We start from the raw sequence: 20,549 nt of genomic DNA, 5'->3' as shown, positions 1-20,549 counted from the left end.
GGCGTGGCGCATCGCCGCGCTGCGGCATCACACGTTGGCGATCGACACCGCGCGCGTGTTGAGGTAGGCGTCGAGCGCTTCCGGCCCGCCCTCGGTGCCGTAGCCCGAATCCTTCACGCCGCCGAAGGGCATCTCGGCCGACGGCAGCGCCGGCTGGTTCACCCACAGCATGCCGACCTCGACGCGCTGCGACAGCAGGTGCGCGTTCTTCAGCGAGCGGGTGTAGGCGTAGCCGGCCAGGCCGTACGACAGGCGGTTGGCCTCGGCGATGGCCTCGTCCAGCGCGCCGAAGCGGCGGATCGCGGCGACCGGACCGAAGGGCTCGTCGTTGAACACCCTGGCGTCCAGCGGCACGTTGGTCAGCACCGTCGGCGCGAAGAAGTTCCCGGCGCTGCCCAGGCGTTCGCCGCCGGCCGCGACGGTGGCGCCGCGCTGCACCGCATCCTGCAGGAAATCGGTCATGGCGCTGATGCGGCGCGGATTGGCCAGCGGTCCCATCTGCGTGCCTTCGGCAAGGCCGTCGCCCACCTTCAGCGAGGCGGCGTGCCTGGCCAGGGCGGCGGCGAACTGGTCATGCACGCTTTCGTGCACCAGGAAGCGGGTGGGCGAGATGCACACCTGGCCGGCGTTGCGGAACTTGGCCGCGCCGGCCGCCTTCACCGCCAGCTCGACGTCGGCGTCCTCGCACACGATCACCGGCGCGTGGCCGCCCAGTTCCATCGTCACCCGCTTCATGTGCTGGCCGGCCATCGCGGCGAGCTGCTTGCCGACCGCGGTGGAGCCGGTGAACGTCACCTTGCGGATCACCGGATGCGGGATCAGGTAGGAAGAGATCTCCGCCGGGGTGCCGTACACCAGGCCGACCACGCCGGCGGGTACGCCGGCATCGACGAAGGCGCGGATCAGCGCGGCCGGCGCGGCGGGGGTCTCCTCGGCGGCTTTCACCAGGATGGAGCAGCCGGTGGCGAGCGCGGCCGCCGTCTTGCGCACCACCTGGTTGATCGGGAAGTTCCACGGCGTGAAGGCCGCCACCGGGCCGACCGGGTCCTTCAGCACCAGTTGGCGGGTGGTCAGGCTGCGCGACGGCACGATGCGGCCATACACGCGCATGCCCTCATCGGCGAACCATTCGATGATGTCGGCCGCCGCCAGGGTCTCCAGGCGGGCCTCGACCAGCGGCTTGCCCTGTTCCTGCGTGAGCAGCGCGGCGATGGCATCGGCGCGCTCGCGCATCAGGCCGGCGGCGCGACGCATGATTCTCTGGCGTTCCAGCGCGGGGACGTCGCGCCAGGTCTCGAAACCCTTCTGCGCGGCGGCCAGCGCGCGATCCAGGTCGGCGACGCTGGCGTGGGCGACACGGCCGATCTCGGCGCCGGTGGCCGGGTTGTGCACGGCCAGCGTGCGCCCGTCCGCGGCGTCCTGCCATTGGCCGTCGATCAGAAGCTGGGTGTTGGGATAGGTCATGGGATGCGTGCTCCGGTGAGGCGTGAGGGAATCTCGATTTTCTGCCAAGCGATGCGGCACGGTCCAGCCCTGCCGGCCGTCGCCGTCCGCGGCGCGCATCAGCGGCCGGCGGATCGCCAGTGCAGCGCCGGCACGCCAGCGAGGGCCAGGCAGGCCAGCGCGGCGCCGCCCAGGAAGGTCGCCTGCGAGCCCCAGGCATCCCACAGCGCGCCGGCCAGCACGCTCGCCGCGAGCAGCGCCACGCCGCTCACGAGGTTGAAGATGCCGAAGGCGGTGCCGCGCAGCGTGGCGGGCGCGGCATCGGCCACCAGGGTGGCGAGCAGCCCCTGCGTCATGCCCATGTGCAGGCCCCACAGCACGACGCCGAGCGCGAGTCCGGCCAGCCCATCCACCAGCGCCAGGGCGAGGTCGGCGGCCACGAGCAGCGCGAAGCCCGGCGCGAGCAGCTTGCCGCGGTCCATGCGGTCGGCGAGCACGCCCACCGGATAGGACGACAGCGAATACACCACGTTCATCGCTACCAGCACCGCAGGGACCCACGCCAGGCCGAGGCCGAGTTCCTGCGCGCGCAGCACCAGGAAAGCCTCACTGAATCGCGCCAGCGTGAAGACGGCGGAGACGGCGACGACACTCCAGTAGGCGCGCGGCAACCGCGCGAGTTCGGCACGCGACAGGGGCTGCCGGAAGTGCTGCGGCCCCGCGGGCCGGGGGGCATCGCGCACGGCGAACACGATCAGGGCGAAGGCGCCGAAGGCCGGCACCACGGCGACCCAGAACACGAAAGGAATGTCGCCGCCGCTCCATGCCATCAGGACCATCGCCAGCAATGGACCGATGAAGGCGCCGGCGGTGTCGAGCGACTGGCGCAGGCCGAAGGCGGCCCCGCGCAGCGCTGGCGGGGCGAGGTCGGCGATCAGCGCGTCGCGCGGGGCACCGCGTATGCCCTTGCCGACGCGATCCACGAAACGGGCGGCGACCACCCAGCCCACCGAGCCGGCGAGCGGGAAGACCGGCTTGGTGAAGGCGGCCAGGCCATAGCCGGCGGCCGCGAGCAGCTTGCGGCGGCCGAGCCGGTCCGACAACGCGCCGGAGAACACCTTGGTGATGGCCGCGGTGGCCTCGGCGATGCCCTCGATGAGGCCGACTGCAAGCGTCGAGGCACCGAGCGAGACGACCAGATAGACGGGCAGCAGCGCATGGATCATCTCGGACGAGATGTCCATCAGCATGGACACGAAACCCAGCGCCCAGATGCCGCCGGGCAGGCGGCGGGACGGTTGCGGTACGGCCATGCCGCGATCCTCGCCCAGCGTCGGTGCGGCGCAGCCGTCCCGGCTTACTGGCGGCGCTGATGCACCGGCGCCGACGCGGCGTTGGCCGGCCGGCCCGGCAGGTGGCGGAAGGTGATGCGGCCCTTGCTCAGATCGTACGGCGACATCTCGAGCGACACGCTGTCGCCGGCGATGATGCGGATGTGGTTCTTCTTGAGCTTGCCGCCGGCGTAGGCGATGAGGTTGTGACCGTTGTCGAGGGTGACGCGGTAGCGGCCGTCGGGCAGCACTTCGGTGACGGCGCCATGCATTTCGATGAGTTCTTCCTTGGCCATGTTCGGGCTCCTTATGGTTGTGCCCGTCGCCGGCGCCGGGTGTGGGCGACGGGAAGGGCGGGCCTGTCTCCGCCGCGACAGGCTGGGCGGACCGCCATCCGGCGCGGGTGGCGCCGGGCGCGTCCGGCCGGATCGGCTCGATAATCGGCGGGCCGGGCGACGGGATGCTGCGATGGCGCGCCTGCACGCAAATGAGGCAGGCGCGAGCGGCGCGCGACAGCAGGATGAGCGCGCCACATGACGGCCGGTCGCGGCATCGGGACTGGGCGACCGGTACGGACCACGGCTGCAGTGCAGCCGCGGCAAGCGGAAAGAAAATAGCCGGAGCGGACTCCGGCTATCTCCTGTGTTCTCGTGCGCACCGGATTCTTGCCGGAACGCCGGGTTGGGGCAGGTAGGTTTCGGGACAGTCCGAATCCGGCCACATCCGTTGTTTTGTTTCACATGATACGTTTCACGGTGCTTCTTGTCCATCGCCCGGCTGCGAAGCAACGCCCGCCGGCTGCGGTGCGGATGCCGGCGCGGGTGCGGCGCGCCGGGCCGGCAGCGCATAGAGCTCGAACTTCTTCACCATCTTGCCCAGTACCGTGAGCGCGACGTCGCTCTGCGGGAACACGCGGCAGGCGAGCACGACGCCGCTGGCTTCCTCCTCGTGCGTGACGTAGGCACGGCTCATCTTGATGGTCCGGAACTCGCCCGCGTCGATCTGCACCTTGCAGACCCCGCACCCGCCACCGCGGCAGCCGACGGGGATGCCCTTGCGTGAAAGTTGCTCCATCCCCTTCAGGAGGTTGTCTTCTTCCGAGCAGACAAATTCTTCCCCGGTGTTCGAGATCGAAACCGTGAACGAGCGCGAGCCCATGATGAAGTCTCCCTATCGTTGCGCACCGGTCGGCGCCGGTGTCCTGTACGGATTCTAAGCCCGGCGGCGATGCGGCGAAAACGCGCAGGCGGGTCCGGCGTCGCGCGAGAGCCCATGCGAGAGCGAAGGCTTGGGAGACGGACCCGCCCCTGTGCCGGATGATCCGTCCCCGACACGGTACGCTTACCTAGCGCCGTCGCATCTGGCGCGCCATGCCGAAACGGTCGCGTCTTGGTCACAGCCTGGGGCGGAAAAGCGAACGCCACCGGAAAGGTGGCGTCAAGTGCTTGATTATTATTCTTTTTATGGTAGGCCGTGCTGGATTCGAACCAGCGACCAACGGATTAAAAGTCCGCTGCTCTACCAGCTGAGCTAACGACCCGAAAAGAGAGGCCGGATTCTAGTCGGCCGGGTGAGGAGGTGTCAAGGATGCGCCCGCCGGGGCGATCGCCCGGTGTTCAGCCCGTGCGCCGGGCCGCGCGGTACTGCAGTTTCAGGCTCGCGCAGGCGCCGAGAATGATGGAGGCGGTCGTCAGCACGGAGCCGAGCGCCAGGGTGGAGAGGCCGCTGATGCCCTGGCCGATGGTGCAGCCGAGCGCGGTGACGCCGCCGAAGCCCATCAGCACGGCGCCGGCGATGTGGCGTGCCAGATCGCCGGCGCCGTGGAAGCTCTCGATGCGGAAACTGCGGCTGGTCGCGGCATGGAGTGCAGCGCCGGCGACGACGCCGAGCGCGCTGGCGATGCCGAAGGTGACCACGCGGCTGGCGTCGCTCCAGGCCATGAGCAGGTCGAGCGCATGGGCCAGCGGCGCGACGAAGGTCAGGGATTCGGCGCGGTTGCTGTTGGTGGCGAGAAAGGCTTCTTCCAGCGTGTCGGGATGTTCGGCGAGATGGCCGAGGTGGCCGGTGACGTACCAGCCGGCGACGACCAGTGCCCCGGTGGCGAAGCCGCCGAGCAGGATGTCGGTGCACCAGGCTTCGCGCCGGTGCAGCGCGGCGGCGAACAGCACGATGGCGACGGTGCCGGCGGCAAGGGCCAGTGCCGTGTCGGGCGCGAGTCCCGCGGCGGCGAGGAAGGCGGGGATGTCCTGGCCGTGCGGCAGCGTGATCGCCGCGGTATCGAGCAGGCGGACGCGGCCGACGGCGAACAGGCCTCGCATGGTCATCAGCGCGCTGATGGCGAAGAAGGCGAACACGACCACCGACTTGAGGTTGCCGCCGCCGAGGCGGATCAGCGTCCTCGCCCCGCAGCCCGACGCCAGCGTCATGCCCACACCGAAGGCCGCGCCGCCGGCGACGTGCGACAGCCAGGCCAGCCGGTTGCCGGTGTAGATCGTCTTCGATGCGTCGAAGAGGCCGGCGAACTGCAGCGCGGCGCTGCCCGCGACGGCGGTGGCGATGGCCAGCATCCACATCCGCATCCGGCCCCATTCGCCCATGAGCACGACGTCGGAGACCGCGCCCATGGTGCAGAAGCGGGTCCTGCCGCCGACGAAGCCGAAGGCGGCGCCGATGGCGAATGCGAGCCAGACGACGGTGCCGGTGATGGCCTGGATGTCCTGCATGATTGCCTCGCGGCGAAGGGCCCGGTCGGGGCGGTGCTGCCTACTTGTAGGGGGTGGGGTCGGGCACGCCGGCTGCGGCGAAGCCTGCGGCGCGCAGGCGGCAAGCCTCGCAGCGGCCGCAGGCCCGTCCCCGCTCGTCGGCCTGGTAGCAGGTGACGGTGAGGCCGTAGTCGACGCCCAGTGCGAGGCCGCGGCGGATGATGTCGGCCTTGGAGAGCGTGATCAGCGGTGCATGGATGCGGATACGGGCGCCTTCGACGCCGATCTTGGTGCCGAGGTTGGCCATGTTCTCGAAGGCTTCGATGAAGGCGGGGCGGCAGTCCGGGTAGCCGGAGTAGTCCACCGCATTGACGCCGACGAAGATGTCGTGCGCGCCTAGCACCTCGGCCCAGGCCAGCGCGATCGACAGCATCACGGTGTTGCGCGCCGGCACGTAGGTCACCGGGATGCCGTCGCCGGCGCCATCTTCCGGCACCGCGATGGAGGCGTCGGTGAGGGCCGAGCCCCCGAACTGGCCGAGGTCGACGCTGGCGGTGCGGTGCGCCGTCGCACCCAGCGCGGCGGCGACGCGCCGCGAGGCGGCGAGTTCGGCGGCGTGGCGCTGGCCGTACGCCACCGACAGCGCATAGGCCTCGAAACCCATGTCGCGCGCGATGGCGAGGCAGGTGGCGGAGTCGAGTCCGCCCGACAGCAGGACGACTGCGCGTTTGGCTTGGGACATCGTGGTCATGGCAAACCTTTCGTTGTGCTTCCCGCGGGGACCGGAACCGGGATGCGGCGGGGCCGGGCGATCTACGCTCCATGCACGCGCCGTGCCCGCGGGGCATCGCCGCCGCCGGAATGGACGGGAAGCCGGTCAGCGCCCGCGGGCGTCGCTCCACAGGATCTTGTGCAATTGCAACTGGAAGCGCACCGGCAGCCGGTCGCGCACGATCCATCCGGCGAGCGTGGCAGGGCCCAGGGCTCCCGCGACCGGCGACAGCAGGACGGTGCAGCGGCGCGCGAGGTCGTGTTCGGCGATCTGCTGCTTCGCCCACGCGTAGTCCGCCTCGTCGGCGAGCACGATCTTGATCTCGTCGTTCGCGTCCAGCAGCGGGATGTTGGCGTAGAGGTTCTTGCCGGCCTCGCCGGAGCCGGGCGCCTTCAGGTCCATGATGCGCGACACGCGCGGGTCGACGGCGCCGACCGCGAGCGCGCCGCTGGTCTCGAGCGACACCGAGTAGCCGGCGTCGCACAGCGCGCCCAGCAAGGACAGGCAGCCCTTCTGCGCCAGCGGTTCGCCGCCGGTGACGCAGACGTGGCGCAGGCCGTGGTCCGCCACCTCGGCGAGCACGGATTCGAGCGTACGCGTTTCGCCTCCATGGAAGGCGTAGGCGGTGTCGCACCAGGTGCAGCGCAACGGACAGCCGGTGAGGCGCACGAACACGGTGGGCAGGCCGACCCGGGTCGATTCGCCCTGCAGCGAGGCGAAGATCTCGGTGATGCGCAGCCTGGCGTCCGGTGGGGCGGCGCCGGCAAGGGGGGCAGCGGCGTCTGCCGCGGCAGTGTCGTGCATGCGGTCAGCGCGTCCCCAGGCGCTGCTTGGCGATCTTTGCCGCGTTGCTCTGCGGATAGCGATCGACCAGTTGCTGCAGCGTGCGCTGCGAGGTCTTCGCGTCGCCCATCGCCTGCTGGCTGTTGGCCAGGCCCAGCATCGCGTCGGGCGCGTTCGGGTCGCCGGGCCACTTGTTGAGCACGGAGTTGAAGTGCTTGGTCGCCGAAGCGACGTCCTTGGCCTGCAGGGCGGAGTTGCCCGCCCAGAAGTGGGCACCGGGCGCAAAGCTGCCGGACGGGTAGCGGGCGAGGAGGTTTTCGAACGCGCCGAGCGCTTCCTTGTTCTTGCCCTGCTTGAGCAGGTTCAGCGCGGCTTCGTAGTCGGCCGATTCCGCTCCGGGATCGGCGGGCGCGGCGGCGGGGGCGGTGCCGGGCGCCGTGGCGGCTGCAGGCGCGGATGCCGCGGCGGCTGCGGATTCGATCTTGCGCAGGCGGCTGTCGAGGTCGACGTAGAAGTCGCGCTGGCGTGCGCCGAGGTTCTCGACTTCGTTCATCAGCACTTCGAGCTGGCCGCGCAGGCGGGCCACCTCGGCACGCAACTGCTCGTTCTGGTTCGCAAGCTCGAGTTGGCCGCGGCTCGTGGTGTCGATGCGGCCTTCGAGCTCCTGACGCATTTCGGTGATCTGGCGCCGGGCCTCGGTGTCATCGAACAGACCCGCCTGGGCGGGTCCGGCCGATGACACTGCGAGCAGCGCTGCCAGCGGCAGGAGGCGCTTCATGTCAGAACTCGCCGGAGTACAGCATGTCGCCGCGACGGTTCTGGGCGAAGCAAGACTCGGACGCTTCCTCGCAGCGCGGCTTCTCCTCGCCGAGGCTGACGGATTCGGTCTGGCCTTCCTTGGCACCCAGCAGCAGCAGCGCCTGCTTGACCGCGTCGGCACGCTTCTGGCCCAGCGCCAGGTTGTATTCGCGGCTGCCGCGCTCGTCGGTGTTGCCCTGGATGAGCATCTTCATCTGCGGGTTCTGCACCAGGAAACGGGCATGGGCTTCGATCAGCGGCTTGGCTTCGGACTTGATGACGAAGCTGTCGAAGTCGAAATACACGCTGCGCTTGGACAGGATGTTGTTCGGATCGGTCAGTGCGGCGATGCCGGAGCCGGACGGGCTGCCGGCGTTCACCGTGGCGACGCCGGGACCGCCGCCGGTGCGGTCTTCGACCTTGGCACCAGTAGTGGCTTCAGGACCGGTGCTCGAGCACGCGGCCAGCAGCACGGACAGGAGGATGGGCAGAGCGAGCTTCTTCATGGATGCAACTCCAACTTGTTTTGGTGATGACAGGGGGGGAACAACCAACTTACCGGACCTGCGGACCCCAGGCGGGTTCGCGGACGTCGGCAGCCTGCACCGTCAGGCGCTGTTTCACCCGCCCATCCGACGACACCGCGGCGAGCACGCCCCGTCCGCCGCTTTCGGTGGCGTAGAGGATCATGCGGCCGTTGGGGGCGAAACTGGGGGATTCGTCACGAGCCGAATCGGTGAGGATCGTGGTCTGCTTCGAGGCGAGGTCCTGCACGGCGACCTGGAAGCGACCGTTGTTGCGGGTGATGAAGGCGAGCTGGCGGCCGTCGGGCGACGGGCGCGGCGTCACGTTGTAGCCGCCGTCGAAGGTGATGCGCTGGGCCGTGCCGCCGGTGGCGGACACGCGGTAGATCTGCGGGCTGCCGCCGCGGTCCGAGGTGAAGTAGATGTTGCCGTCGGCGGCCCAGGCGGGCTCGGTGTCGATGCCCGACGAACTGGCCAGGCGGCGCACGCCCGAACCGTCGGCATTGAGGGCGTAGAGCTGCGACAGGCCGTCCTTGGTCAGCACCACCGCGAGCTGGTTGCCGTCCGGCGACCAGGCGGGCGCCGAGTTCGAGCCCTTGAAGTTGGCGACCACGCGGCGCTGGCCGGTGGCGAGCGTGTGCACGTACACGATCGGCTTCTTCTGCTCGAACGACACGTAGGCCAGGCGCTGGCCGTCGGGCGACCACGCGGGCGAGATGATCGGCTCGCGGGAGCGCAGCGCGGTGGCGGCGTTCATGCCGTCGGCGTCGGCGACCTGCAGCTCGTAGTTGGTGCCGCTCTTGACCACGTAGGCGATGCGGGTGGAGAAGTAGCCGGGCTGGCCGGTGAGCTTCTCATAGACGAAATCGGCGATGCGGTGGCCGGTGGCGCGGTTCTGCGCCGGCGCCATCGGCAAGGCCATCGCTCCCAGTTCGGCCTGTTTCTGGGTGTCGAACAGGCGGAAGCTGACCTGGTAGCGGCCGTCGCCCTGCGGCACGAAGGAGCCGGTCAGCACCGCGTCGGCGCCGCGGGCGCGGATGCCGGCGAGGTCGGGTACCACGGATTCGGGCAGGGGCTGCGGCCCGATGCTGATCAGGCTGAAGAGGCCGCTGCGCTCGAGGTCGGCGCGCACCACGTCGGTGACGCCGCGCGGCAACTGGCTCTCGTTCTCGAAGATGGGGATGACCACCGGGTAGCGCGAGGCGCCGGCACCGACGATCTCGATCGACAGTTGCGCGTGGGCCGTCAGCGACAGGCTGGCGAGGACGGCAAGGATGAAGAGGCGGAGGGCGGCGGGCATCTGCGTGACGGCGTGGGCGCGAGGCATCGAATTATATCCATGAAATCCTAGGGTTGGCTTCAGTCCTCGAGCGGCCGGAAGCGCAGTTCGAGGGTGCGCTGGAACAGATCGCGCTGTTCGGGCAGCGGCAACGGGCTGGAGCGGCGGATCGAGCGTTCGATCGCGTCGTCGAGCGCCGGGAGGCCGGACGAGCGCTTGAGCCGGATGGCGAGCACTTCGCCGGACGGAAGCTGATCGACCTCGAACACCGCTTCGGGGTTCCCGCTCAGCCCGGGCGGGCGCAGCAGGTTGCCGCGCACCTTTTGCTGGATGGCGAGCTTGTACTTGTCGAAGTCGCCCTGCGAGCGTGCGGCGGACGCGCGCGCGGCATCGGCCTTGAGCATGTTTGCGAGGCGGGCGTCCTCTTCCCGCCTGGTCTGCTCTTCGCGGCGGGCGGCTTCGGCGCGCTTGCGCTCCTGCTCCAGTTGCTGCTTCAGATAGTCTTCCGGGGGCGGTTGGGCCGGCTTGGGCGGCTCCGCCTTGGCCTCGGGCTTCCTGGGTTCGGGCTTTTGCTCGGGTTTCTTCTGTTCCGGCTTCGGCTCGGGTTTCTTCTCCGGCGCCTTGGTCGCGATCTCGGGCTTGGGCTGCGCCTTGGGTTCGGGCGGAGGTTCGGGCCTGGGCTGCGGTCTTGGCTGCTCGGCTGGCCGGGGGGCGGCTTGGGCGTTTCGGCCGGCGTGGCGGCGCGCTGCGGCGCGCTTGCCAGTTCCACCTCGAGCGAGGCGGGCGGCTGGCTCTGCCAGCGGATGCCGAAGAACAGGAACAGCGCGAGGCCGAGGTGGACCGCCACCGTCAGTGCGGCCGAGGCCCTCTTGCCAGGGGGCTCGCGGCGCGGGGGTGCTGCGCGCTCGTTCATCGGCCCGTGCTGCCGCCCTGGGTCTGCAGGCTGATCTTGGTGACGCCGGCGCCGCGCGCGGCCTCGAGCACGTCGATGACCGTCTGGTATTCCAGCTTGCGGTCGGCGGCCACGAGGAAGGGCTGTTCCGGGTTCTTCGCCAGCGCGCTGCGGATCTCGCGCTGCAGTTCGAGTTCGGTCACCGGCCGCGACGAGGCGCTCGACGACATGTGCAGCCCGTACTTGCGGTCGGGCTTGACCTCGATGACGATCGCTTCGGCGGGCGGGGCCGACACGGTGTCGGCCGAGGGCACGTTGATCGTGCCGGGCTGGATCATCGGCGCGGTGACCATGAAGATGACGAGGAGCACCAGCATCACGTCGATGTAGGGCACGACGTTGATCTGGTTCATCAGGCGGCGCTGGCGCATGGTCGTCTTCCGCCGCTCAGCGCAGGTTGCGCTGCAGGATGTTCGAGAACTCCTCCATGAAGCTCTCGAAGCGGATGCCGATGCGGTCGATGTCGTGGGCGAAGCGGTTGTAGGCGACCACCGCCGGGATCGCCGCGAACAGGCCGATCGCCGTGGCCACCAGCGCCTCGGCGATGCCCGGCGCCACCTGGTTGAGGGTGGCGGCGCTGACGTTGGACAGGCCGCGGAAGGCGTTCATGATGCCCCACACGGTGCCCAGCAGGCCGATGTAGGGCGACACGGAACCGACCGAGGCGAGGAAGGCGAGATGGGCTTCGAGGTCGTCCACCTCGCGCTGGTAGGTCGCGCGCATCGCGCGGCGCGAGCCGTCGATGGTGGCGCTGTGATCGTGGCTCTTGTTGCGCAGCTTGGAGAATTCTCGGTAGCCGGCCTCGAAGATCCGTTCCATGCCGCCCGTCTGGTGGCGCGACGAGGTCGCCGCGTCGAACAGCTTGTTGAGGTCCGCCCCGCTCCAGAAATCGCGCTCGAAGTTGTCGGTCTCGGCGCGGGCGGCGCGGATCTGGAACCACTTGCGGAAGATCCAGTACCAGGACACCAGCGACAGCGTGGCGAGCAGCGCCATGACGAGCTGGACGAGGACGCTGGCCTGGCTGATCAGGCTGATGATCGAAAGGTCGTGGGAGACGGTCATGCTGGGATCGCGTACGTTTGAAATCGTTGTTGCATTGCAGCGGGAATGGCCACCGGCCGCTGGCGGCGCCAGTCGACGCAGGCGAGTACGACATGTGCGACGAACAGGCGTTCGTCGTCGCGCATGATTTCCTGGCGGAAGTCGAGGCTCGCCCGGCGCAGGCCGGCCAGCGACGACACGACGGTCAGGCCGTCGTCCAGGCGCGCGGGCGAGAGGTAGTCGGCCCTCACCGAACGCACCACGAAACCCACGCCCTCGGCGGCCAGCAGCGCCTGCTGCTCGAAGCCCAGGGCGCGCAGCCATTCGGTGCGCGCCCGCTCGCAGAAGCGCAGGTAGTTGGCGTAGTAGACCACCCCGGCGGCGTCGGTATCTTCGTAATAGACGCGCACGGGCATGCGGAACCCGTTGCCGGTTCCGCACGCGGCAGCCGGCAACGTCGGACTGCGGCCAGGGTCGTCGATGTGCATCGCAGCATTCTAGCCGAGCTTGGCCGTCCGCAGCATGGACGGAGCCCATCGCGCAAACTTTTCAGGATGTAAGGACTTGCGGCGGGCGGCGCGCAAGGTCGATTCGACAAGTGCTATCCTCGGGGCAGCATTGTCATCGGGCTCAGACGAGCCGATTCGGAAGGACTTCAGAGTGGTACTTTCCTTCTTCGGCAAGAAGCCGCCCACGGGCCCGTCCCAGCGAGGAACGGGCACAGGCGCGGACGATCGTGCCGATGAGTCGCAGCCGCCCCGCACCGAGCTGTCGTCGCTTAACTTCGGCGGCATCGATGCCAGCCATGCGCTCGCCCAGGTCGCGCGCATGGTGGAAGTGCAGGAGAGCGAAACCGGGGTGGGGGCCGCCGCCGAGGAGGCCGCCGTGCTGTACGCGAACGGCGACGTGGCCGAGGCCGAGCGGACGCTCGAGGCGGCACTCGACGATCCCTCTACGATCGCGGGCGACGGGCTCTGGCTGATGCTGCTCGATCTCTACCGCCTCACCGGCCAGAAGCAGCGCTTCGAGGCGCGGGTGCTCGACTACGCCACGCACTTCGAGCGCTCGCCGCCGCCCTGGGCCGATCTGTCGCCGCAGGCCGAACGCCGGGACGCGGGCGTCGCACCCATGGTCAACCTGTCGGGCAGGCTGTCGGCGCAGGCCGCCGCGCAGTTCCAGCAGATCGGCATCATCGGCCGCAAGAGCGGCGCGATCCGCATCGACCTGGGCCGCGTGCGCGGCGCCGACGAGGCCGGCTGCGCATTGCTGCGCCAGGCCCTGGCCGCGCTGGCCGCCGATCGGGTGAAGGTTGCGCTGCTCAATTGCGGGCCGCTGGCCGACTCCCTTGCCGGGCAGACGGCGCCCGGCCGCGCCGAGGGGCGGGACGTGTGGTTGCTGCTGCTCGACCTGCTGCAGTACGGCGCCGACGAGGCGCGCTTCGAGAACCTCGCCATCGACTATGCGGTGACCTTCGAGGAGTCGCCGCCCTCGTGGGAAGGGCGCGCGGCGCAGGCGCCGGCGGGGCGGGCAGCCGCGGCGACCGTCCCGGCGGGGGATGCCGGCGCCGATGACGTGTTCCGTTTCGATGCCGAACTGGCCGGTGCGTCGAACGACACGCTGCGCGCACTGGCGGCCTTCGGTGCCGAGCGCACCGCGATCATCGTCGATTGCGCCCGCCTCCGGCGCATCGATTTCGTTTGCGCGGGCACGCTGTTCAACATTCTGTCCACGCTGCGCGCTCAGGGTAGACTGGTCACCCTGCAGAACGTCAATGCCATGGTCGGCGCCCTGCTGCGTGTCATGAACGTCGACCAGGTGGCCCATGTCACGCTGCGCGACTGAGCGTACGGCCGGGCCGAACATCCCGCAAGGAAAGGCTCATGGAACAGTATCACGGCACCACCATCCTGTCGGTGCGGCGCGGTGACCACGTCGCCCTCGGCGGCGACGGCCAGGTCACCCTCGGCAACATCGTCATCAAGGCTTCGGCGCGCAAGGTGCGCACCCTCTACGGCGGCAAGATCCTGGCCGGTTTCGCCGGCGGCACGGCCGATGCCTTCACGCTGTTCGAGCGCTTCGAGGCCAAGCTCGAGAAGCATCAGGGCAACCTGCTGCGCAGCGCGGTGGAGCTTGCCAAGGACTGGCGCACCGACCGCATGCTGCGCCGCCTCGAGGCCATGCTGGCGGTGGCCGACCGCGACAACTCGCTGGTCATCACCGGCAACGGCGACGTGCTCGAGCCGGAGCAGGGCATCGTCGCCATCGGCAGCGGCGGCGCCTATGCGCAGGCGGCGGCGCGTGCGCTGGTCGAGAACACCGAGCTCGAACCGAAGGACGTGGTGGCCAGGGCGCTCGCGATCGCCGGCGACCTGTGCATCTACACCAACCAGTGCCACACCATCGAGACGCTGGACTGAAGCCGGCGCGAAGGTAGAAACATGACCCAGATGACCCCGCCGGAGATCGTCTCCGAACTCGACAAGCACATCGTCGGCCAGGACAGGGCCAAGAAGGCCGTCGCCATCGCGCTGCGCAACCGCTGGCGGCGCGCCCAGGTGGCCGAGCCGCTGAGGAGCGAGATCACGCCCAAGAACATCCTGATGATCGGCCCCACCGGCGTCGGCAAGACCGAGATCGCGCGCCGCCTTGCGCGGCTGGCGAACGCGCCCTTCATCAAGATCGAGGCGACCAAGTTCACCGAGGTGGGCTACGTCGGCCGCGATGTGGACACCATCATCCGCGACCTGGTCGAGATCGCGATCAAGGATGGCCGCGAGCGGGCGATGAAGACGGTGCGCGACCGCGCGCTCGATGCCGCCGAGGACCGCGTGCTCGATGCGCTGCTGCCGCCGGCGCGTCCGGTCGGCTTCAACGCCGAGCCGGAACCGCAGGATTCGGCCACCCGGCAGAAATTCCGCAAGAAGCTGCGCGAGGGCGAACTCGACGACAAGGAGATCGAACTCGAGGTCGCCGCGCCGTCGATGCAGGCGGAGATCTTCGCGCCGCCGGGCATGGAGGAACTCACCCAGCAGATCCAGGGCATGTTCCAGAACCTGGGCGGGGGCAAGAAGAAGCAGCGCAAGCTGAAGATCCGCGAGGCGCTCAAGCTGCTCGCCGACGAGGAGGCCGCGCGCCTGATCAACGACGACGAGATCAAGGCCGAGGCGGTGCGGGCGGTGGAGCAGGACGGCATCGTCTTTCTCGACGAGGTCGACAAGATCGCCGCGCGCACCGACGCCCATGGCGCCGACGTGTCGCGCCAGGGCGTGCAGCGCGACCTGCTGCCGCTGGTCGAGGGCACGACGATCTCGACCAAGTACGGCATGATCAAGACCGATCACGTGCTGTTCATCGCCAGCGGTGCCTTCCACCTGTCCAAGCCGAGCGACCTGATCCCCGAACTGCAGGGGCGCTTCCCGATCCGCGTCGAACTCGAATCGCTGTCGGTGGACGATTTCGAGCGCATCCTGACCAGCACCGACGCCTGTCTGACGCGCCAGTACGAGGCCCTGCTCGCCACCGACGGGGTGAAGCTCGAGTTCGCGCCGGACGGCATCCGCCGCCTCGCCGAGATCGCCTTCCAGGTGAACGAGAAGACCGAGAACATCGGTGCGCGGCGGCTCTACACCGTGGTGGAAAAGCTGCTCGAGGAGGTCTCGTTCGAGGCCGGCCGCAGCAGCGGCGAAATCGCGGTGCGCGTCGACGCCGCCTACGTCGACGGCCGCCTCGAGGTGTTCGCCGAACGCGAGGATCTCGCGCGCTACGTGCTGTAACCCGCTCCAGGCGACGATCCGGCGGGCCGCCGCACGAAGCGGCCCCCGGTACCGGTCCGCGGTACTGCCGCGGACCTTTCATTTTCAGGCCACCCCATGCTGATCCGCATCGTCTCCATCCTGTTTCCGCTGTTCTCGATCACCGCGCTCGGCTATTTCGTCGGCCGCCGCATGAAGCCCGACCTGTCGCACGCGAACAAGCTGAACATGGACGTCTTCGTGCCGGCGCTGGTGTTCGGCGCGCTGGTCAGCAAGGACTTCCGCATCGGGGAATACCTGCCGCTGCTGCTGGCGACGGTGGTGATCATCGTGGGCTCGGGCGTGGTCGGGCTGTTCGTCGCGCGCGCAGCCGGCATCGCGCCCAAGACGCTGGTGCCGCCGATGATGTTCAACAACTGCGGCAACCTCGGCCTGCCGCTGGCGGTGCTGGCCTTCGGCGAATCGGCGCTGGCGCCCGCGGTGGTGATGTTCGTGGTGTCGAACGTGATCCACTTTTCCTACGGCGCCTGGCTGCTGGACCATCGCACGCGGCTGACCACCGTGTGGAGATCGCCTCCTATCCTGGCGACGATCGCCGGCCTGACGGTGGGGCTGCTCGGCATCGAGGTGTGGCCGCCGCTGCTGATGTCGATCAGGATGGTCGGCGACATCTCGATTCCGCTGATGCTGTTCGCACTCGGTGTCAGGCTGGCCGATTCGCGCATCGGCGCAGTGGGCTTCGGCCTCTTCGGCGCGGCGCTGCGTCCGGCCGCGGGCATGCTGCTGGCGTGGGGCATCATGCTGCTGATCGATCTGCCGCCGCGTGAGCGGGCGCTGCTGCTGGTATTCGGCGCGCTGCCGCCGGCGGTGCTCAACTACATGTTCGCCGAGCGCTACGACCAGGAGCCGGACAAGGTCGCGTCGATGGTGCTGATCGGCAACATCGCCGCGGTGGTGTCCCTGCCGATCGCGCTCGCGCTGGCGCTGCCCTGAGGCACCGCGGAACTACGCCTTGCCGCCGCCCGGGTCCGCATCGCCGGGCGCGGGGGAGCGGGCGCCCGCGAGCAGGCTGCCCAGCAGGTCCACCGGCACGGGAAAGACCAGCGTCGAGCTTTTGTCGCCCGCGACCTGGGTGAGCGTCTGCAGGTAGCGCAACTGCATCGCCGCCGGCTGGCGCGCGAGCATGTCGGCGGCGTCCAGCAGCGAGCGCGCGGCCTGCTTCTCGCCCTCGGCGTGGATGACCTTGGCACGCCGCTCGCGCTCGGCCTCGGCCTGGCGGGCGATGGCGCGCACCATGCTGTCGTTGAGGTCGATGTGCTTGATCTCGACGTTGGTCACCTTGATGCCCCAGGAGTCGGTCTGCGCGTCCAGGATCTGCTGCACGTCGAGGTTCAGGCGCTCGCGCTCGGCCAGCATCTCGTCCAGTTCGTGCTTGCCGAGCACCGCGCGCAGCGTGGTCTGGGCGAGCTGGCTGGTGGCGACGAGGTAGTTTTCCACCTGGATGATGGCCTTCTGCGGGTCGACCACGCGGAAGAACACGATGGCATTGACCTTGACCGACACGTTGTCGCGCGAGATCACGTCCTGCGACGGCACGTCCATCGTCACCACGCGCAGGTCCACCTTCACCATCTGCTGGACGCCGGGGAGCACGATCACCAGCCCCGGCCCCTTCACCTTCCAGAAGCGTCCCAGCATGAAGATCACGCCGCGCTCGTATTCGCGCAGGATGCGCAGCGACGACAGGCCCAGCAGGATCAGCAGCAGGATCAGCGGGGCAAGGCCGAATTGAAGGTCGATGCTCATTGTGGTCTCCGGGGCGTGCGGGTTGGGGGAGCGGGCGGGTCGGCGGGAGAAACGTCCACGGTGAGCCCGTCGAGCCGTTCGACCCGCACCCTGGCGCCGGGCGACAGCGGCACAGGGGAGCGGGCGCGCCAGTTTTCGCCGTGGACGGTGATCCACCACGTACCGTCGTCCGCCGCGGCGCCGACGGTGCCGAGCGCGCCGACGAGTTCCTCGCGGCCGCTCACCACCGGGCGGCTGCGGCTGCGGGCGGCGAAGCTGCCGATGGCCAGCAGGATCGCGGCGCTGGCCAGCGCCAGGCCGACGACGAGCCCCACCGGCACGCCGAAGCCGGGTGCCTCGGCGTCCATCAGGAACAGCCCGCCGACGACGAAGGCGACGATGCCGCCCACGCCCAGCACCCCGAAGCTGGGCAGGAAGGCCTCGGCCAGCATCAGGCCGGCGCCGACGGCTAGCAGCAGCACCCCCACCCAGTTCACCGGCAGCAGGTGGAAGGCATACAGCGCGATCAGCAGGGAGATCGCGCCGGCCACGCCGGGTACGCCGCCGCCGGGCGAGGAGAATTCGAAGAACAGGCCGTACAGGCCGATCATCATCAGGATCAGCGCCACCTGCGGGCTGGCGAGCGTGGCGAGGATGCGGTTGCGCCAGTCGGGCTCGACGCGCTCGATCGTCACCCCGGCGGTGGTCAGCGTGCGGGAACCGCCGGACGCCGAGATCTGGTGGCCGTCCAGCTTCTTGAGCAGTTCGGGGACGTCGGCCGCGATCAGGTCGATCACGCCGCCGGCGAGCGCCTCTTCGGCCGACAGGCTGGCCGCCTCGCGCACCGCGCGTTCGGCGAAATCGGCGTTGCGGCCGCGCAACTGGGCGAGGCTGCGCAGGTAGGCGGTGGCGTCGGACATCGCCTTGGCGGCCATCGCATCGGCGCCGGCGGCGGCCTTGTCGTCCGGAGGCTGGGCAGGCGAGCGCTCGCCGGCTGGCGGAGCCGGCGAGGTCTTGCCCGGCTGCGGTCCGCCGATGCCGATCGCCACCGGCGTGGCGGCACCCAGATTGGTGGCCGGCGCCATCGCCGCGATGTGGCTGGCGTAGAGGATGTAGGTGCCGGCACTGGCCGCGCGCGCGCCTTCAGGCGCCACGAAGGTGGCCACCGGCACCGGCGAGGCGAGGATGTCCTTGATGATGGCGCGCATCGAGGTATCCAGCCCGCCGGGCGTATCCATCTCGATCACCACCAGCCGGGCGCCGCCGGATGCCGCGCGTGCCAAGCCCTTGTGGATGTAGTCGGCACTCGCCGGTCCGATCGCGCCATCCACCTTCAGGACCAGCACGCCTTCTGCCGCCGCGTTCGTGCTTCCGGCCGCGAGGATCAGCAGTGCGAGCAGCGACAGCACGCGGGCGATGTACCGCGACGGGGCGAACGAACGGATCTGCATCGCGTGCCTCCAGTGCGTGCCGCATGGGAGCGCTGCGGCTTCCAACGGTGGGAGTGCGGATGCGGGTGCAAGTTCATTGCGGGCGAGGGCATGTCGTCCGCGTTTGCGGTCCGGCGGCATCCACGGCCGCCGGGGCGGGCTCAGCGCCCGCCGAAGCGGTCCATCCGCCTGCGGTCGCGCTTCGTCGGCCGGCCGTGCAGGTCGGCGCCCGGCACGGCGGCCAGGCGGTGCATCTCGCGCGCGGCTTCGCGCTTTCGGATGCTCTCCGGCGTTTCCTCGTACAGGGTCTGCGCCACGCTGGCCGGTCCGCGTTTGTCGGCCAGCGCACGCACGACGACGGTACGCACGCCGTCATCGGCGGTGATCTCGACCCGATCCCCCGCCCTGACCTCGCGCGCCGGCTTCACTGCCGCGCCGTTGAGCTTCACACGGCCGCCGTCGACCGCCTCGGTGGCCGCGGTGCGGTGCTTGAAGAAGCGCGCCGCCCACAACCATTTGTCGAGGCGGATGCGTTCGCTGGTTTGCTCGGTGGCCATGCGGGTTCGGTCGGGTGGCGTGCTGTGGACCGCTTCAGCCGATCATGCCGGCGCCGACGGTGTTGTTGGTGCTCTCGTCGATGACGATGAAAGCGCCGGTGGTACGGTTGCCGGCATAGCGGTCGGCGACGATGGGCTGCGCGAGCTTCAGCGTGACGCGGGCGATGTCGTTCATCGCCAGGCCGGTCGCCGCTTCCCGCTCCAGCGTATTCACGTCCAGGCGGTAGTCGATCTTCGCCACCTTGGCCTTCACTTCGCGCGTGGTGTGGCGCACGAGGTAGGTGCGGGCCGGCGACAGCGGGGTTTCGGAGAGCCAGCACACGGCGGCCTCGATCTGCTTGACCGGCTCGGGCGCTTCCGACGATTTCACGATCAGATCGCCGCGCGAGATGTCGATCTCGTCCTCCAGCAGCAGCGTCACCGACTGCTCGTGGATCGCGCGCGGCAGCGGCACGCCGCCGAGTTCGATCGCCTTCACCCGGCTCGCCGCGCCCGAGGGCAGCACCGTGATCTCGTCGCCGACGGCGATCTCGCCCGACTCCACCCGGCCCATGAAGCCGCGGTAGTCGTGCAGTTCGGGGTTGGCGGAGTCCTGCGGCCGGCACACGAACTGCACCGGAAAGCGGAAGTCCTCGGCCCGCTCGGTGTGGGCGGCCGGCGCGGCCTCGAGGATGTCGAGCAGGGTGGGGCCGCTGTACCAGTCCAGGCGGTCGCCACGCTCGACGACCATGTCGCCGTTGAGCGCCGACAGCGGAATGAAGCGCACGTCCCGGATGCCGAGCTTGCCGGCGAAGGCGCGGTAGTCGGCCTCGATGCGCTCGAACACCGCCCGGTCGTAGTCGACGAGGTCCATCTTGTTCACCGCGACGACCAGGTGGGGAATGCCGACCAGGCTGGCAAGGTAGGAGTGCCGCCGGGTCTGCGTCAGCACGCCCTTGCGCGCGTCGATGAGGATGATGGCGAGGTTGGCGGTGGAGGCCGCGGTCACCATGTTGCGGGTGTACTGCTCGTGGCCGGGGGCGTCGGCGATGATGTACTTGCGCCGGCCGGTGGAGAAGTAGCGGTAGGCGACGTCGATGGTGATGCCCTGCTCGCGTTCGGCCTGCAGGCCGTCGGTGAGCAGCGACAGGTCGACCGCGCTCATGCCGCGCTTGGCCGAGGTCTTCTCGATGGCGTTGAGGGTGTCGGCGAGAATGGTCTTGGTGTCGAACAGCAGGCGGCCGATCAGCGTGCTCTTGCCGTCGTCCACGCTGCCGCAGGTCAAGAAGCGCAGCAGGCCGTTGTCGATCTCGGGCAGTTGTTCGGGAGCGGACATGGTCATGATTCCTTCAAGCTTTCTCAAATTCGTTGGCTGCGGGCCTCTGCCGGTGGGGCGTTCGCGCCTGCGATCCGCCGGAGCC

The 20,549-nt window shown here is 69.5% G+C and carries 22 protein-coding genes and 1 tRNA gene; 4 read left to right on the top strand and 19 right to left on the bottom strand.

Going from position 1 to position 20,549, the window contains the following annotated elements; translation table 11 throughout:
- Positions 1-27: 27 nt before the first annotated feature.
- From CCZ27_RS16470 to ybgC, 15 genes are all read right to left on the bottom strand, one after another.
- Positions 28-1,464 (bottom strand): NAD-dependent succinate-semialdehyde dehydrogenase, encoded by a 1,437-nt coding sequence (locus CCZ27_RS16470; protein WP_096449964.1) that lies wholly within the window; start codon positions 1,462-1,464, stop codon positions 28-30.
- 98 nt (positions 1,465-1,562) lie between these two features.
- Positions 1,563-2,756: an MFS transporter gene (locus CCZ27_RS16465; protein ID WP_096449962.1), complete on the bottom strand. Its 1,194-nt coding sequence runs from the start codon at positions 2,754-2,756 to the stop codon at positions 1,563-1,565.
- A gap of 44 nt (positions 2,757-2,800) precedes the next feature.
- Positions 2,801-3,070 (bottom strand): translation initiation factor IF-1, encoded by a 270-nt coding sequence (gene infA / locus CCZ27_RS16460; RefSeq protein ID WP_096449960.1) that lies wholly within the window; start codon positions 3,068-3,070, stop codon positions 2,801-2,803.
- Between the two features lie 454 nt (positions 3,071-3,524).
- On the bottom strand, positions 3,525-3,932 hold the full coding sequence (locus tag CCZ27_RS16455) for a 2Fe-2S iron-sulfur cluster-binding protein (RefSeq protein ID WP_096449958.1): 408 nt from the start codon (positions 3,930-3,932) through the stop codon (positions 3,525-3,527).
- 306 nt (positions 3,933-4,238) lie between these two features.
- Positions 4,239-4,314 (bottom strand) — tRNA-Lys (locus CCZ27_RS16450).
- Positions 4,315-4,390: 76 nt separating this feature from the next.
- The gene (locus tag CCZ27_RS16445) at positions 4,391-5,497 is read right to left on the bottom strand and encodes a YeeE/YedE family protein (protein ID WP_096449956.1); all 1,107 of its coding nucleotides are present in this window, start codon (positions 5,495-5,497) and stop codon (positions 4,391-4,393) included.
- 40 nt (positions 5,498-5,537) lie between these two features.
- Positions 5,538-6,218 carry a 7-cyano-7-deazaguanine synthase QueC gene (gene queC / locus CCZ27_RS16440; RefSeq protein WP_096452696.1) on the bottom strand — a complete coding sequence of 227 codons (681 nt, stop codon included), beginning with the start codon at positions 6,216-6,218 and terminating at the stop codon, positions 5,538-5,540.
- A 135-nt stretch (positions 6,219-6,353) separates the two neighbouring features.
- Entirely contained in the window at positions 6,354-7,052 is a 699-nt protein-coding gene (gene queE, locus CCZ27_RS16435; RefSeq protein ID WP_096449954.1) for a 7-carboxy-7-deazaguanine synthase QueE, read from the bottom strand.
- A gap of 4 nt (positions 7,053-7,056) precedes the next feature.
- Positions 7,057-7,809 (bottom strand): tol-pal system protein YbgF, encoded by a 753-nt coding sequence (gene ybgF / locus CCZ27_RS16430; RefSeq protein ID WP_096449951.1) that lies wholly within the window; start codon positions 7,807-7,809, stop codon positions 7,057-7,059.
- A gap of 1 nt (position 7,810) precedes the next feature.
- The gene (pal, locus tag CCZ27_RS16425; protein WP_096449949.1) at positions 7,811-8,335 is read right to left on the bottom strand and encodes a peptidoglycan-associated lipoprotein Pal; all 525 of its coding nucleotides are present in this window, start codon (positions 8,333-8,335) and stop codon (positions 7,811-7,813) included.
- Positions 8,336-8,384: 49 nt separating this feature from the next.
- The gene (tolB, locus tag CCZ27_RS16420; protein WP_096449947.1) at positions 8,385-9,680 is read right to left on the bottom strand and encodes a Tol-Pal system beta propeller repeat protein TolB; all 1,296 of its coding nucleotides are present in this window, start codon (positions 9,678-9,680) and stop codon (positions 8,385-8,387) included.
- A 32-nt stretch (positions 9,681-9,712) separates the two neighbouring features.
- The gene (locus tag CCZ27_RS24640) at positions 9,713-10,036 is read right to left on the bottom strand and encodes an energy transducer TonB (protein ID WP_232516448.1); all 324 of its coding nucleotides are present in this window, start codon (positions 10,034-10,036) and stop codon (positions 9,713-9,715) included.
- Between the two features lie 505 nt (positions 10,037-10,541).
- A complete protein-coding gene (gene tolR / locus CCZ27_RS16410; RefSeq protein ID WP_096449945.1) occupies positions 10,542-10,955 on the bottom strand; it encodes a protein TolR in 414 nt (137 codons plus the stop codon).
- 16 nt (positions 10,956-10,971) lie between these two features.
- Positions 10,972-11,646: a protein TolQ gene (gene tolQ / locus CCZ27_RS16405; protein ID WP_096449943.1), complete on the bottom strand. Its 675-nt coding sequence runs from the start codon at positions 11,644-11,646 to the stop codon at positions 10,972-10,974.
- On the bottom strand, positions 11,643-12,041 hold the full coding sequence (gene ybgC / locus CCZ27_RS16400) for a tol-pal system-associated acyl-CoA thioesterase (RefSeq protein ID WP_385961350.1): 399 nt from the start codon (positions 12,039-12,041) through the stop codon (positions 11,643-11,645). Before ybgC ends, tolQ begins: the two co-directional genes overlap by 4 nt.
- A 244-nt stretch (positions 12,042-12,285) precedes the next feature.
- On the opposite strand from ybgC, the gene CCZ27_RS16395 reads away from it, so the two are divergent.
- From CCZ27_RS16395 to CCZ27_RS16380, 4 genes are all read left to right on the top strand, one after another.
- Positions 12,286-13,467, top strand: coding sequence for an STAS domain-containing protein (locus CCZ27_RS16395; protein ID WP_096449939.1), 1,182 nt, complete (start codon positions 12,286-12,288; stop codon positions 13,465-13,467).
- Between the two features lie 38 nt (positions 13,468-13,505).
- Positions 13,506-14,042 (top strand): ATP-dependent protease subunit HslV, encoded by a 537-nt coding sequence (gene hslV, locus CCZ27_RS16390; protein ID WP_096449937.1) that lies wholly within the window; start codon positions 13,506-13,508, stop codon positions 14,040-14,042.
- Positions 14,043-14,063: 21 nt separating this feature from the next.
- On the top strand, positions 14,064-15,398 hold the full coding sequence (gene hslU / locus CCZ27_RS16385; RefSeq protein WP_096449935.1) for an ATP-dependent protease ATPase subunit HslU: 1,335 nt from the start codon (positions 14,064-14,066) through the stop codon (positions 15,396-15,398).
- A gap of 96 nt (positions 15,399-15,494) precedes the next feature.
- A complete protein-coding gene (locus tag CCZ27_RS16380; protein ID WP_096449933.1) occupies positions 15,495-16,370 on the top strand; it encodes an AEC family transporter in 876 nt (291 codons plus the stop codon).
- Positions 16,371-16,382: 12 nt separating this feature from the next.
- Here the strand turns inward: CCZ27_RS16380 and CCZ27_RS16375 are convergent, their stop codons facing one another.
- From CCZ27_RS16375 to cysN, 4 genes are all read right to left on the bottom strand, one after another.
- Positions 16,383-17,183, bottom strand: a complete 801-nt coding sequence (locus CCZ27_RS16375; protein WP_096449931.1) for a slipin family protein — start codon at positions 17,181-17,183, stop codon at positions 16,383-16,385.
- Positions 17,180-18,613 carry an NfeD family protein gene (locus CCZ27_RS16370; protein ID WP_096449929.1) on the bottom strand — a complete coding sequence of 478 codons (1,434 nt, stop codon included), beginning with the start codon at positions 18,611-18,613 and terminating at the stop codon, positions 17,180-17,182. The genes CCZ27_RS16375 and CCZ27_RS16370 overlap by 4 nt, the downstream gene beginning before the upstream one ends.
- A gap of 140 nt (positions 18,614-18,753) precedes the next feature.
- Positions 18,754-19,149, bottom strand: coding sequence for an RNA-binding S4 domain-containing protein (locus CCZ27_RS16365; protein ID WP_096449927.1), 396 nt, complete (start codon positions 19,147-19,149; stop codon positions 18,754-18,756).
- A gap of 34 nt (positions 19,150-19,183) precedes the next feature.
- Positions 19,184-20,464: a sulfate adenylyltransferase subunit CysN gene (gene cysN, locus CCZ27_RS16360; RefSeq protein WP_096452694.1), complete on the bottom strand. Its 1,281-nt coding sequence runs from the start codon at positions 20,462-20,464 to the stop codon at positions 19,184-19,186.
- Positions 20,465-20,549 lie beyond the last annotated feature (85 nt).

Source organism: Thauera sp. K11 (assembly GCF_002354895.1).
Classification (GTDB): domain Bacteria; phylum Pseudomonadota; class Gammaproteobacteria; order Burkholderiales; family Rhodocyclaceae; genus Thauera; species Thauera sinica.
This window is presented reverse-complemented; position numbering and strand designations above follow the sequence as displayed.

Coding starts and splice junctions, on each gene's coding strand:
- CCZ27_RS16365 (WP_096449927.1), bottom strand. CDS start 19,149: ATGGCCACCGAGCAAACCAGCGAACGCATCCGCCTCGACAAATGGTTG.
- hslU (WP_096449935.1), top strand. CDS start 14,064: ATGACCCAGATGACCCCGCCGGAGATCGTCTCCGAACTCGACAAGCAC.
- pal (WP_096449949.1), bottom strand. CDS start 8,335: ATGAAGAAGCTCGCTCTGCCCATCCTCCTGTCCGTGCTGCTGGCCGCG.
- tolB (WP_096449947.1), bottom strand. CDS start 9,680: ATGCCTCGCGCCCACGCCGTCACGCAGATGCCCGCCGCCCTCCGCCTC.
- cysN (WP_096452694.1), bottom strand. CDS start 20,464: ATGTCCGCTCCCGAACAACTGCCCGAGATCGACAACGGCCTGCTGCGC.
- infA (WP_096449960.1), bottom strand. CDS start 3,070: ATGGCCAAGGAAGAACTCATCGAAATGCATGGCGCCGTCACCGAAGTG.
- queE (WP_096449954.1), bottom strand. CDS start 7,052: ATGCACGACACTGCCGCGGCAGACGCCGCTGCCCCCCTTGCCGGCGCC.
- CCZ27_RS24640 (WP_232516448.1), bottom strand. CDS start 10,036: ATGCTCAAGGCCGATGCCGCGCGCGCGTCCGCCGCACGCTCGCAGGGC.
- tolQ (WP_096449943.1), bottom strand. CDS start 11,646: ATGACCGTCTCCCACGACCTTTCGATCATCAGCCTGATCAGCCAGGCC.
- hslV (WP_096449937.1), top strand. CDS start 13,506: ATGGAACAGTATCACGGCACCACCATCCTGTCGGTGCGGCGCGGTGAC.
- CCZ27_RS16455 (WP_096449958.1), bottom strand. CDS start 3,932: ATGGGCTCGCGCTCGTTCACGGTTTCGATCTCGAACACCGGGGAAGAA.
- CCZ27_RS16370 (WP_096449929.1), bottom strand. CDS start 18,613: ATGCAGATCCGTTCGTTCGCCCCGTCGCGGTACATCGCCCGCGTGCTG.
- tolR (WP_096449945.1), bottom strand. CDS start 10,955: ATGCGCCAGCGCCGCCTGATGAACCAGATCAACGTCGTGCCCTACATC.
- ybgF (WP_096449951.1), bottom strand. CDS start 7,809: ATGAAGCGCCTCCTGCCGCTGGCAGCGCTGCTCGCAGTGTCATCGGCC.
- ybgC (WP_385961350.1), bottom strand. CDS start 12,041: ATGCCCGTGCGCGTCTATTACGAAGATACCGACGCCGCCGGGGTGGTC.
- CCZ27_RS16445 (WP_096449956.1), bottom strand. CDS start 5,497: ATGCAGGACATCCAGGCCATCACCGGCACCGTCGTCTGGCTCGCATTC.
- CCZ27_RS16465 (WP_096449962.1), bottom strand. CDS start 2,756: ATGGCCGTACCGCAACCGTCCCGCCGCCTGCCCGGCGGCATCTGGGCG.
- CCZ27_RS16375 (WP_096449931.1), bottom strand. CDS start 17,183: ATGAGCATCGACCTTCAATTCGGCCTTGCCCCGCTGATCCTGCTGCTG.
- queC (WP_096452696.1), bottom strand. CDS start 6,218: ATGTCCCAAGCCAAACGCGCAGTCGTCCTGCTGTCGGGCGGACTCGAC.
- CCZ27_RS16470 (WP_096449964.1), bottom strand. CDS start 1,464: ATGACCTATCCCAACACCCAGCTTCTGATCGACGGCCAATGGCAGGAC.
- CCZ27_RS16380 (WP_096449933.1), top strand. CDS start 15,495: ATGCTGATCCGCATCGTCTCCATCCTGTTTCCGCTGTTCTCGATCACC.